The sequence below is a fragment of the Shewanella sp. SG44-6 genome (assembly GCF_014164185.1).
In the GTDB taxonomy this organism is placed as follows: Bacteria; Pseudomonadota; Gammaproteobacteria; order Enterobacterales; family Shewanellaceae; genus Shewanella; species Shewanella vesiculosa.
In genome coordinates this window covers 1-12,149 of the sequence record NZ_JACJER010000135.1, presented here as the reverse complement: position 1 = coordinate 12,149, position 12,149 = coordinate 1, and the positions used below count along the sequence as shown (strand labels likewise).

Sequence of the window (12,149 nt, the reverse complement as noted above, 5' to 3'; positions counted from 1 at the left end):
CAGAGCTTGGGATTAAACATACATTACGGTGTGCATCGCCGCGTGATTCGTGGTATTTACGAATCGCGATTAAGCCTGCGTATTCACCTTGTGCACCAGAGTTTGGCTGAAGTGATACTGCATCGGCATACCCATACCCATACCCATACCCATATCAATCATCATCAACCAGCTCTTGCTATCGGTTGTTATCATCAAAAACTATCTATTTTTATCACGTCATGATCAATTACTGCCCATCATCCTTCATCATAAATCTCAGTTTTACTTAGGTTTATTATATTATTTTCTAATGCTTAGACCTGGCATCGCGTTAATCATCTTTCATTAGAGTTTGTTTAATCATCGATTACTCGCTGCTATGTGCTTGAGGCTTGTCATTTAATAGAGAATAACCTCGACTCGGGATAATAAACGATTATCAAACAGTAGTTTGTATCGCTGATTGGATTTCATTGTTTTGCAATGGGCAGGTTATTAAGGTGTTGATCTGTGTTGCTAACAAAACAAATACGAGGTTAATGAAATAGGCCGAATGGGGTGGATTTAGCTTACTTACTTCCCATAGCTTAACCTGAGTAATTAAAAAATATCTCAAACTGATCCGCTAGATGTAATGACGATAACTGGCTGATGTAAGTTGCGCGGTGTGTGATTAATTTACTCTTGGTTAATACAGTCTATGCCTGCTAGTCCAAGCGAGTGACTAAGGAGTGCGAGTTTAAGAGTATTTTTAGGAATGGATAGTGTTTGAGCATTGTTAATATCAAGAGACGATCACGGAATTGAGAGGGGATGATGAAGTGACATTTTTGGATCCCCTCGTTTATGAAAAGTGCTAGTTAGCCATAAATAAGGGGACTACATACTATTGCAATAACGTGCAGTGAGTCGCTTTCTCATCACTAGCGAAGCTGATGAGCATAAGTCATATTCTGAATAATCTTTAAATATTAAGAGAATAAGGTTTCTTCTAAGGTTCTGCCTTTCAGCAAGGCTTTATATTGCCATTGATTCACCGTAAACAGTTCAAATAATTGTATTTCAATGGCAAAGCCAGATTGTTTTTGGTACTCAATAACATATTGGTCATCACCGATACGTCTAACTTGGATAATATCGTTTAGCCCCAATAGTTTTTGGTGGAGGCTATCCATGTCACACTGTTTCATTGTCAGCGTAATAAAGTCAGTCGCTTGACTGGCTTTTATCGATACAGATTGTTGTAGTTTGCCATGCTCAAGATAGACAACTTGGTCGCATAACTTTTCAAGTTCATCAAGATTATGCGAGCTGATCACAAAAGTTGTATTATCTGATAAATCTTTAACAATCTGGCGGATTTTTTTCGCATTGGCAGGATCAAGTCCAGCAGTTGGTTCATCGAGTAAGACAATTTTAGGTGAACCCATTAACGCTTGTGCTATTGAGACTCGTTTGCTCATCCCGTGACTTAAGCTTTTGGGCTTAGCTTCAGCAGAATCGGTTAAATCAACAAGCGCGAGTACTCGTAATGCTTCTTGCTTGGCGGCTTTTGTTGTCATGCCTTGTAATTGGGCAAAGAATTGCAGTTGTGACACGATACTAAAATTAGGATCTAATGCTGCATCTTGTGGTAATGCCGATAATAGTCCTTGCAGCGCTTTGCTACCTGGCTTGTGGCCTAAAATGCTAATGCTGCCATTGGTGGGTTGAATATACCCACATAATAAACTGAATAAGGTCGTTTTGCCGGCCCCATTAGGACCAACTAATGCAATGGGTGCGCCCTGTGTCAACGTTAACGATACTGTGTCGAGCGCCAGTTTATTACCATATTGCTTAGAAAGGTTGTCACATTGAATGATACTCATAGTGCGCTCCGGCTCATTAAGTGTTTACCGACAAATAAAATAACCGCAGTTTGCAGTAATGGGATGGGAGCAAGTGCGAAAGAGCTTAGCCCTTGAGTATTAATTAAATTAGAAATTTGCGAACCTGGCAATATCCAATTTAACCAGCTCAGTTGGGGGAAGTTCATATTGATCAAGGCAATAAAAATCGATACCACAGCCCATAAGATAACCGCAAAGATACTCGCTTGTCTGGCCGAGTTGGCATGTAATGACAGCACCGCCATGGCGGCAGTGTAGGGCAATAATACAATGACTAAGTTCACCATCACTAATAAGCTGGTGGTGATCGATGGCAGTAATAATGACATATCACGCGAAAGAGCCAATGCGATAGTGGCCAACAGTGTTAACACAATAAGCATTAATTGGATCAGCATTTGACCTAAAAAACGTCCAAAAAACAAACTGCTACGACTAACTCTTAAGGTTAAAAATCGCAAGCTACCACGTTGCTTATCTGAGCTAAATTGATCTGCGGCGATAAAAATACTGAACATGGGAAACAGATATAGTGCGGCTAGCCAGAACACTGCAAATTCTTCAACTGGCCATTCGAATAGATGGCGTAAACTCCCAGGTCCAAAGAGTGCTTCGGTAAAGTCTCTGAAGTTTGGCTGCATAATAAATTCAGATGCACTCTTAATTGGATACAGTAATAAAATTGCCCAAATTAACATAAAGGCAATTAATGAAATCATGCCGCTTTTATTGGTAAAGCGTTTGCTTAACTCATATTTGGCTAATAACCAAATATGAGTCAATGTTGATGGGGAGGCAGTACTTTCCATAATGTTGTCCTTGCTTACCGTTTAACGAAAAGCATAAGTTAGTCTAATAGGGGTTCTAATTGTGCGAGCTTTTGTTCCAGCAATTCAACTCTGCGCTCTAATTCTGCAATCCGAGTATCTTGCTGTAATGTTTGCTGCGTGTGGCCTGAAACCACAATGGCATCACTGCTGTTAACATCATAGTCGTCAACATTACCACTGAAGCACTCAAGAAAGCGGCAATCACGTTTATTCGGCTCTCGAGCAAGTTGTACTACTAAGGGTTTTTCACCTTGGCTTAATGCCAGTAATACGGATTCAACTTGAGATACATCAGTGAACTCGTGCAGTCTATTTGAGCGCGTTTTGAGTTCCCCTGGCGTTTGAGGACCACGTAATAACAACACACAAATTAATCCAACTTCAGCACTGGTTAACTGTAATTCGCTGAACTCAGTATTACAAAAGCGATGTTTATATTTTACGACGCGACTACCAAAACCGGATTGCTCACTGATTAAGCGTTTTTTAGAGAGGTCTTCTAGTATCGTTTGTACTTGAGATTCACTGAGTGACATAACCGGTTCACGGCTACTTTTTTGGTTACATGCTAGGGTAAGTGAGTTTAATGACAGGGGATATTGATCAGGAGTTGTAAGTTCTTTTTCGAGCAAGCACCCGATAACTCGAGCTTCTAGCGGGGTTAATTCCATAAACAGTATCCTTTTAATAAAAAGCACGATTCTATTACTTTTATAACAGAGCCATGCTTTTTCTCAAAGGATTGCACTAGTTTAGGGAGGTTAATCGATTATTGTTCACACAGTTAAGCGAATACCGTCACTTTCGATAGTGATTTCACCTGCTTTAAATAAACCACCAATAGATTTTTTAAAGGCTTTCTTACTCATAGCGAGTTTGTCATAAATAACATCGGCATCAGTTTTGTCATGTAAAGGTAAAAAGCCGTTTGCGCTGCGCAGTTTATTGATGATCAAGCGAGCATTTTTATCGAGCTCATCTTTGTCACCTTTTTGCAGCACAAGATCAATTTTGCCATCACTGCGCATCGTTTTAATAAAACCGGTGACTTTTTGGCCAAAGCGAAGTTTTTGAAACACTTCATTTTGGTATATCACTCCCCAGTGCTGGTGATTGATAATAGCTTTGTAGCCTAAATCTGTTGTGCCGCCAATGATCAAGTTAACTTGTTCGCCTTCGGTGTAATGAGCTTCTGTTTTATCAACAAACTTATCCAGTTTAGAGGAGGCCATGATGCGTTCATCTGCATGGTTAGCATGAACATACACTAAATATGAGTGGCCTTCTTCGGCAGGTTTGTGTTGCTCGCCGAAAGGCAGCAATAAATCTTTGTCTAATCCCCAATCTAAAAAGGCACCATATGGGCCTGTTGCAACCACTTTTAAGTAAGCATATTCACCTACTTGAGCAAGTGCTTTTTGGGTGGTAGCTATCACAATGTCTTCTGAGTCTAAGTAAAGAAATACATCGACCATATCACCGACATTACAACCGGTAGGGACAAATTTATTAGGAAGCAAGACTTGCCCAAGCTCTTGAGCATTTAGATAAACCCCAAAATTAACTTGTTTAACGACTTCTAATGAATAACGTTTACCGATTTGTATCATGAATGACTCTGCTCTACTTTAATGAAAGATAAAAATGAAAAGACGATCTTTGGAAATCCGCTTAATTATACACGTAAATTTAGCTGACGTTGTGCCAATTAAGCACGATTAAAAATCATTTATGGTTGAGGTACTGTTTATTGATGTTTAACTCATCGATTATAGGCGTTTTTTTCTGGTAATTATTCGGTAATTAACTTGCATTACACGCCATTGCAGGTTTTAATTGCGCCGTTTTTATAAAGGCTGAAAATGTTACTGGTTTTGGGATTTAAAAGTGATCTAACCGTGCGCGAAATCAGTAAAAAACCTGTTACAGCAACTAGTCGTTACTCTGTTAGTAAAATTTGCATGATTTGTGAATATCTGCGTAAGATGATTAGCATTAGATGTTGTGCAATAGATAAATAAAGATGAGATGACATTAGGGCACTTGGCAGTGCCTTTTTAGTCAAGAGTTTTGTAGCTTCAATCGTGCTGCACACTCTTTTACTGTTGAGATAACCTTGTTGTGTTATCTGGATTTTTAACAAGTAGATGCCCCTATTGCGGCACTGCTAACTTTGATACAAATACGGAAAATAATTATGTCTGATTGGTCTATCGAAGATGCTCGCTCGGGTTATAACGTGACTCACTGGAGCCAAGGTTTTTATGGTATTCGTGAAGATGGCGAAGTGACAGTGTCACCTAACCCACAAAATCCTGATCATAAAGTTGGCTTAAATGAATTAGCTAAAAGTATGGTTGAAGCAGGCGTTTCGTTACCGGTTTTAGTCCGTTTCCCGCAGATTTTGCACCACAGAGTGGAAAGTTTATGCGAAGCATTTAATGATGCAATTAAGAAGTACGATTATCAAAATGATTACTTGTTAGTTTACCCAATTAAAGTAAACCAACAGAAAACGGTAGTTGAAGAAATTTTAGCTAGCCAAAAATCGAAAGAAGTCCCTCAATTAGGGCTTGAAGCTGGTAGTAAGCCTGAATTAATGGCTGTATTGGCTATGGCACAAAAAGCCAGTTCAGTCATTGTATGTAATGGTTACAAAGATAAAGAATATATTCGTTTAGCACTTATCGGCGAAAAGCTTGGCCATAAGGTGTATATCGTTCTGGAAAAAATGTCAGAACTTAAAATGGTATTAATTGAAGCTGAAAAGCTCGGTATTACACCTCGTTTAGGTTTACGTGTACGTTTGGCTTTCCAAGGTAAAGGCAAATGGCAAGCCAGCGGTGGCGAAAAGTCCAAATTTGGTTTATCTGCAGCGCAGGTGTTGAAAGTTATAGCTGAATTGAAAAGTGCTAACATGCTTAATTCTCTACAGTTATTACATTTCCATTTAGGGTCGCAAATTGCCAACATCCGTGACATTCGCCAAGGCGTAAGTGAAGCTGGTCGTTTTTATTGTGAATTACGCCAACTGGGTGCCAGTATTGATTGTTTCGATGTCGGCGGCGGGTTAGCGGTTGACTACGATGGTACTCGTAGCCAAAGCAACAACTCAATGAATTATGGTTTAAATGAGTATGCAAACAATATCGTCAATGTATTAACCGATTTATGTAATGAATACGAGCAACCAATGCCGCGTATTATTTCTGAATCAGGTCGCCATTTAACGGCGCATCATGCAGTGTTGATTACGGATGTTATAGGTACTGAAGCCTATCTTCCTGAAAATATTCAGGAACCAAGTGAAGATGCACCGCAATTGCTCCACAATATGTGGCAATCTTGGTTAGAAATCAGCGGTCGTTATGATCAACGTGCGATTATTGAAATTTATCATGATAGCCAAAGTGATATTTCTGAAGCACACTCATTGTTTGCGGTGGGTCAATTAAGTTTGGCTGACCGAGCTTGGGCAGAACAAGCTAATTTACGTGTTTGCCATGAAGTGAAGGGATTATTAAGTAACAATAACCGTTATCATCGTCCAGTGATTGATGAATTAAATGAAAAATTAGCCGATAAGTTTTTCGTTAACTTCTCATTATTCCAGTCATTACCTGATGCATGGGGTATTGATCAAGTGTTCCCTGTGTTGCCTTTATCTGGTTTAGATAAAGCACCAGAGCGCCGTGCGGTTATGTTAGATATTACCTGTGACTCAGACGGTATTGTGGATCAATATGTTGATGGTCAAGGTATTGAAACGACCTTACCTGTACCTGCGTGGAGTGCTGACAGCCCGTATTTGATTGGTTTCTTCATGGTGGGTGCTTACCAAGAAATCTTGGGCGATATGCATAACTTATTTGGTGATACTAACTCAGCAGTAGTGCGTATCGATGAGCGTGGATTAAGCCAGATTGAGTCTGTCTTACAAGGCGACACGGTAGCAGATGTATTACGCTATGTGAATCTAGATGCTGTTGACTTTATGCGCACCTATGAAGAGCTTGTGAATCAGCATATTGTTGAAGATGAGCGAGCTAGTATTCTAGAAGAATTGCAGTTAGGTCTTAAAGGCTACACTTACTTAGAAGATTTTTAATCTCTTCTATTAGGTTAACTTGTTATCCAAAAAGCCTAGCACCCTCAGGTGGCTAGGCTTTTAAGTTGCTAAGATGTTTTTTGAAGGTTCAGAGAAAAAGTTAGAGATTATTGTTGATGCAGCCGCGCCTAAATTACGGTCTTTAGATCGAACGTTTTGGCAGGGGCTTGTTGCTGCCTCAAATGCAGACATTTTATCTAGCATAAGCAATGATTTTTGTGATGCTTATTTATTGAGTGAATCAAGCTTATTTGTTTGGGATGATCGTATCGTTGTGCTCACATGCGGGGCTAGTACGTTAGTCGAATCAGCCTGTTACTTCATTGAGCATATAGGCGAACAAGCGATTTCCTATGTGTGTTATCAGCGTAAAAATGAATATTATGCTCATTTACAAGCCAGCTCTTTTGGCGATGATGTGCTTAGGTTAAGAGATTTTATTGGTGGGCAGGCCTATCGAATGGGTCATTTAGATAGCCATCACCATTATATTTTTACCACAGATAAGCATTATCAAGCCAGTCCACTTGATACCACCAATGAATTACTGATGTATCATATTTCTGGTACCGTAGCAGACTATTTACGTGGCGAGCATCAATCAACAGAACAAATTAGTCAGTTGTTACAATTAGAACAATTATTCAGCGGTTTTAGTGTTGATCAATATTTATTCAGTCCTTTAGGGTATTCAATTAATGGTATTCGAGGTGCTGAATATTTTACTATACACATTACGCCGCAGGAAAATAGCTCTTATGTGAGTGTTGAAACCAACATCGATATTAGCTCAAATCAGGTCGATATTTTTGCTGAGCTTATCGTATTATTACAGCCTAACAGCTGCGATATTATTGGCTTTAATAGTCATATTGCCAATAAGCCAGTATTAAATTATGTGTGTTTAAGCCATTGTGCGATGACTCTTGAGCAAGGTTACAACATACATTTTAGCCACTATCAGCAAGATTGCTTAGAAGTGCTGAAGCCTATTTTATTGTAATTATCGGTGCTAGCTATGTTTTGGATAGCCTATGACGCCTTTCACCGACGAAGCTGATTATTGGCTTTATTCAAATGTATTTAGCTATTTACGCCAAACGCTTAATTTTAAACCCATTGACTCTAACACTGTCATCGTGATTACTTAGATGGTGCTTTTTCATCCGCTACGGGTACCTCAGAGTGTTGTGGCTTAACCTGTGATAAGTCAATGGCAATTTGCGCGGTTTACGTGGTGTGAGTCTTGTTGCGATAGATGTTGTTGCAGTCGCAGCATCATAAATTCGCTGAAATTACCGCGCTTGCAGGTGCAACATTGGACCTTGAAATACTGTATGTTTGCACCCAAGGCATAGGCTTAATTAAAAAGTAATTTTAACTTTACTATTAAACACCTAAGCCAACGTGTTGACGTTGGCTTTTTTGTGTCTGCTCAGCGTAGAATACAACTTGCAAGCTTTAATGAGGAGCCAGTATGAGTGATTTAAGTGATATTCGCCGTGAATATACCCAAGGTGGATTAAGAAGGGCTAATTTACCTGCTAACCCAATGGATCTGTTTGAACAATGGATGCAGCAGGCTAAAGATGCTCAGCTTTCTGATCCAACTGCTATGTGCGTTGCTACGGTTGATGAAGATGGTCAGCCATTTCAACGTATTGTGTTACTGAAGAAATTTGATGACAACGGTTTTGTTTTTTTTACTAATTTAGAAAGCCGCAAAGCTAAACAAATAGCCGTTAATAGCAAAATCAGTTTATTGTTTCCATGGCATCCACTTGATCGCCAAGTCGCGGTATTAGGTCAAGCGGAGCCATTATCGATGTTAGATGTGGCAAAATACTTTATGTCTAGACCCAAAGACAGCCAAATTGCTGCTTGGGTATCTAAGCAATCAAGCAAAATTAGTGCGCGACAGGCCCTTGAAGGAAAATTTGCAGAAATGAAAGCAAAGTTTGCCCAAGGTGAAGTCCCTCTGCCGAAGTTTTGGGGCGGATATTTAGTTCGTCCTGCCAGCGTTGAGTTTTGGCAAGGTGGTGAACACAGATTACACGACCGATTTATTTACACCAAAACCGATGCTGATTGGAATATTGATCGTTTGGCACCTTAATGAGTGTTAATGAACAGGAGCTTTTAGCTGTGATAACGAATAAAATCTGGGTTGATGCTGATGCTTGCCCTAATCCGGTTAAAGAGATGTTATTTCGGGCATCTGAGCGGAAATCGATTCAACTTGTGCTGGTTGCTAATCAGATGATTAAAGTACCAATATCACCTTTAATTAGCATGATCCGAGTGAGCTCAGGTTTTGATGAGGCCGACAACTACATTGTCGAACAAGTGGCACAAGGGGATTTGGTGGTTACTGCTGATATTCCCCTTGCATCGGATGCGGTTGATAAAGGTGCGCTTGTATTAAATCCTAGAGGAACGGTTTATACCGTGGAAAATATCAAACAGATCCTGACTATGCGTGACTTTATGGAAGAAATGCGCAGCAGTGGTATTCATACTGGTGGCCCGAATAGTTTTTCGCAAACGGATAAGCATGCGTTTGCACAAGCATTAGATAAATGGCTGGCTAAATTGATCCCCAGCAAAATATAAGCAAATATTACTCTATACTTAATCTGACTTTCTATACTAAGGACTTTATGATGAAAAAATGGTTACCATTATTAGCCGCTAGCTTGCTCAGCACATCTGTGATGGCAAGTGACTGGCAAGTCAATCAAGATCATTCTCGAGTAAGCTTTATTTCGATTAAGAAAACTGATATTGCTGAAGTGAATCATTTTAAACACGTTGCTGGTTCATTAACGGATGCGGGTGCATTTTCTTTATCGATTGATTTAACCAGTGTTGATACTGGAGTTGAAATTCGTGATCAGCGTTTGCAGTCAGTGTTATTTGAAGTCGCGCAGTTTCCAACATTAACGATAGATGCGGTGGTCAATCCTAAATTGCTTGCCGGATTAAAAGTCGGTGACACATTAACGACCCAAGTTGAAGCGACCATTATGTTACATGGTCAGAAACAACAGAAGAGCTTTGATGTGTTAGTGGCAAAATTATCTGATAAGAAAATGGTGGTTTCAAGTTTAGCGCCTGTGATTGTACAAGCAAATGAATTCGGTCTTGTGGCAGGTGTCGAAAAACTCAAAGAATTGGCCGGTTTACCGAGCATCAGCTTAGCAGTGCCTGTGTCATTTGTGCTAACCTTAGCGCAATAGTTATCGGTGATTGAAAATGGCATTCGATCATCACGATTGAAAGCCATTTTCGGTTAAGTCGTTTCAAGAAAGGTAGGATAAAATGGTTACTGACAAAGAAGGGTACATACATTTAATTCAGTATTTAACTGAACATTTAGGGCTGTTTGAGTCATCTGAGAATAATGTAGCGGCAACTGAAACTGTCATGGAATTGTTTGAAGAGCAGTTATCTGCTCAGATTATTATGGTTTGCGGCCAGAACCCACAGTTATCGTTTGCTGAGCGCAATATGGTGATCCGTGAAATTGACGCAATTGTATACGATTTAGAAGAGATTTTAGCCTCTGTCGCTAATCATTTAGCCACCCCTGAACAGAGTATTTTTATTACTGAGTTTTCTGGTTTAATTAAAAATTTATTTGATCAAGAAGTTGATCATTTGTTGCGTTAAACGCAGCTAAACGCCCGCTATTAAAGCGATTTGTGGATTTTTGGAATTGATCATGTTTAAAAGAATTGTGATTGCCGCTGTATTGTGTTTCCTTTCTATATCCGTATTTGCAAGTGATAAAACCGTTTTAAGACAAGTTGAAACCATGACTGTTGCTAAGTCTGGACTTCATTATCGTGCCCGCATTGATACCGGTGCAGCCAATACCTCATTACACGCAGTCGATATAGATATTATTGGCGGTGCATCTAAGAAAATGAAAAACGATGTCGGTAAAATTGTTGAATTTACTACACAAAATGAGCGTGGTGAGAAAAAACGTATTCAAGCTGAAATAGTCAGTACATCTAGAGTCAAAAATTCTCAAGGGATTGAAACACGTTATATGGTCAAACTCGACGTCGGTTTTGCCAATGAGTTTCATAATATTCATGTTAATTTACGTGATCGTAGCCATATGAATCACAAATTACTCATAGGGCGTAATTTTTTAAAGCATGATTATATTGTGGATGTTTCAGATAAAAAAATGATTGGGCCTTTAGCTGAGTTGAGTATTAAGCAAACTGGCTTGTTGTATAATACCCGCATTGATACGGGGGCTGTTGAAAATTCATTACACGCGGTGAATATTCGCGTCGATAAAGAAGACACAGTTAATATCGAAAATAACATAGGTAAAATGATCACATTCACCACAGCTAACGAAAAAGGTCAGCAAGCTGAGGTTCGCACCAAAATTCGTGGTACCTCATTAATTCGTAATGCACAAGGTACAGAAAGACGATATATGGTGAGGTTAAATGTTGGTGAACCTCGTCATGAATATGTTGTTGACGTTAACCTTAAAGACCGCAGCAAAATGGGTTACAAATTATTAATTGGCCGCAATTGGCTGCAAGGTCATTATATGGTCGATGTGTCCAAAAAACATTAATCACAGTTAAACCAATTCATCTTATTAATACCGCTCATTATGAGCGGTATTTTTTTATTGCTTTTATCTGATCCTGCAACATACCCGCAACCTAACTGTCATCGGTTACCGATATAGTAACAGCCGATTTACGCTATAAATCGATAAAAATATGTTTACGATATAAATCAGTTAACTAAAATTATGGATAATAATAAGGGTCTATTATGTTAAGCAATAAAACCTTGCTTGCGGCATCAATATCAACATTAATGGCTTTTCAAGTCAGCGCACAAGATTTACTTATTTCAGAATACGTGGAAGGTAGTAGTAATAATAAAGCTATCGAGTTATATAACCCAACAGGCACCAATATTGATTTAAGTGATTATGTATTGTCATTTTATTTTAATGGTAATACTTCTGCGTCAACCAAGATTAATTTATCAGGCAACATTGCTGCTAACTCAACTTTTGTGATTACTAACAATAATGCTTCAGCAGACATTTTAGCATTGGCCCAGTTGAATTCTAATGCTAGTTTTTTTAATGGTGATGATGCCATTGTGCTGACTCATAGCGACAATGTTATCGATTCTTTAGGCCAAGTAGGCGTCGATCCCGGTGCTGAATGGGGCAGTGGCGATATCTCGACCCAAAATAATACGTTGCGCCGTGATACAAATAATTTAACTGCAGATCAAGTGATTGACGATGCCGTAACATTTGTGGGCTGGCAAGGTTTTGTG

General features: G+C 39.3%; 13 protein-coding genes. 9 read left to right on the top strand and 4 right to left on the bottom strand.

Translation table 11 applies throughout. The features are described 5' to 3' along the window. On the top strand, positions 1 to 225 hold a 225-nt coding region (locus H5185_RS22790; protein ID WP_220494497.1), incomplete at its 5' end, for a hypothetical protein. A 728-nt stretch (positions 226 to 953) separates the two neighbouring features. Here the strand turns inward: H5185_RS22790 and H5185_RS18390 are convergent. The 4 genes from H5185_RS18390 to H5185_RS18375 form a co-directional block, all read right to left on the bottom strand. Then, complete coding sequence (locus tag H5185_RS18390) at positions 954 to 1,853, bottom strand: ABC transporter ATP-binding protein (protein WP_182742821.1); 900 nt, start codon at positions 1,851 to 1,853, stop codon at positions 954 to 956. Then, entirely contained in the window at positions 1,850 to 2,683 is an 834-nt protein-coding gene (locus H5185_RS18385; protein WP_124018115.1) for an ABC transporter permease, read from the bottom strand. Before H5185_RS18385 ends, H5185_RS18390 begins: the two co-directional genes overlap by 4 nt. 38 nt (positions 2,684 to 2,721) lie before the next feature. Next, positions 2,722 to 3,375: a YceH family protein gene (locus H5185_RS18380; protein ID WP_182742820.1), complete on the bottom strand. Its 654-nt coding sequence runs from the start codon at positions 3,373 to 3,375 to the stop codon at positions 2,722 to 2,724. A 105-nt stretch (positions 3,376 to 3,480) separates the two neighbouring features. Then, a complete protein-coding gene (locus H5185_RS18375) occupies positions 3,481 to 4,314 on the bottom strand; it encodes a S1 RNA-binding domain-containing protein (protein ID WP_182698523.1) in 834 nt (277 codons plus the stop codon). Between the two features lie 587 nt (positions 4,315 to 4,901). On the opposite strand from H5185_RS18375, the gene speA reads away from it, so the two are divergent. The 8 genes from speA to H5185_RS18335 all read left to right on the top strand — a co-directional run. Beyond that, a complete protein-coding gene (gene speA, locus H5185_RS18370; RefSeq protein ID WP_124018118.1) occupies positions 4,902 to 6,812 on the top strand; it encodes a biosynthetic arginine decarboxylase in 1,911 nt (636 codons plus the stop codon). Between the two features lie 73 nt (positions 6,813 to 6,885). Then, a complete protein-coding gene (locus H5185_RS18365; protein ID WP_182742819.1) occupies positions 6,886 to 7,815 on the top strand; it encodes an adenosylmethionine decarboxylase in 930 nt (309 codons plus the stop codon). Positions 7,816 to 8,289: 474 nt separating this feature from the next. Continuing rightward, on the top strand, positions 8,290 to 8,928 hold the full coding sequence (pdxH, locus tag H5185_RS18360; protein ID WP_124018120.1) for a pyridoxamine 5'-phosphate oxidase: 639 nt from the start codon (positions 8,290 to 8,292) through the stop codon (positions 8,926 to 8,928). Continuing rightward, positions 8,928 to 9,425, top strand: a complete 498-nt coding sequence (locus tag H5185_RS18355) for a YaiI/YqxD family protein (RefSeq protein ID WP_124018121.1) — start codon at positions 8,928 to 8,930, stop codon at positions 9,423 to 9,425. Before pdxH ends, H5185_RS18355 begins: the two co-directional genes overlap by 1 nt. Before the next feature lie 50 nt (positions 9,426 to 9,475). Beyond that, entirely contained in the window at positions 9,476 to 10,051 is a 576-nt protein-coding gene (locus H5185_RS18350) for a YceI family protein (RefSeq protein ID WP_165870182.1), read from the top strand. Positions 10,052 to 10,133: 82 nt separating this feature from the next. Next, a complete protein-coding gene (locus H5185_RS18345) occupies positions 10,134 to 10,484 on the top strand; it encodes a DUF3802 family protein (RefSeq protein WP_124018123.1) in 351 nt (116 codons plus the stop codon). A gap of 52 nt (positions 10,485 to 10,536) precedes the next feature. Next, entirely contained in the window at positions 10,537 to 11,421 is an 885-nt protein-coding gene (locus tag H5185_RS18340) for a RimK/LysX family protein (protein WP_124018124.1), read from the top strand. Between the two features lie 206 nt (positions 11,422 to 11,627). Then, the coding region (locus H5185_RS18335; RefSeq protein ID WP_182742818.1) for a lamin tail domain-containing protein at positions 11,628 to 12,149 on the top strand (522 nt) is incomplete at its 3' end.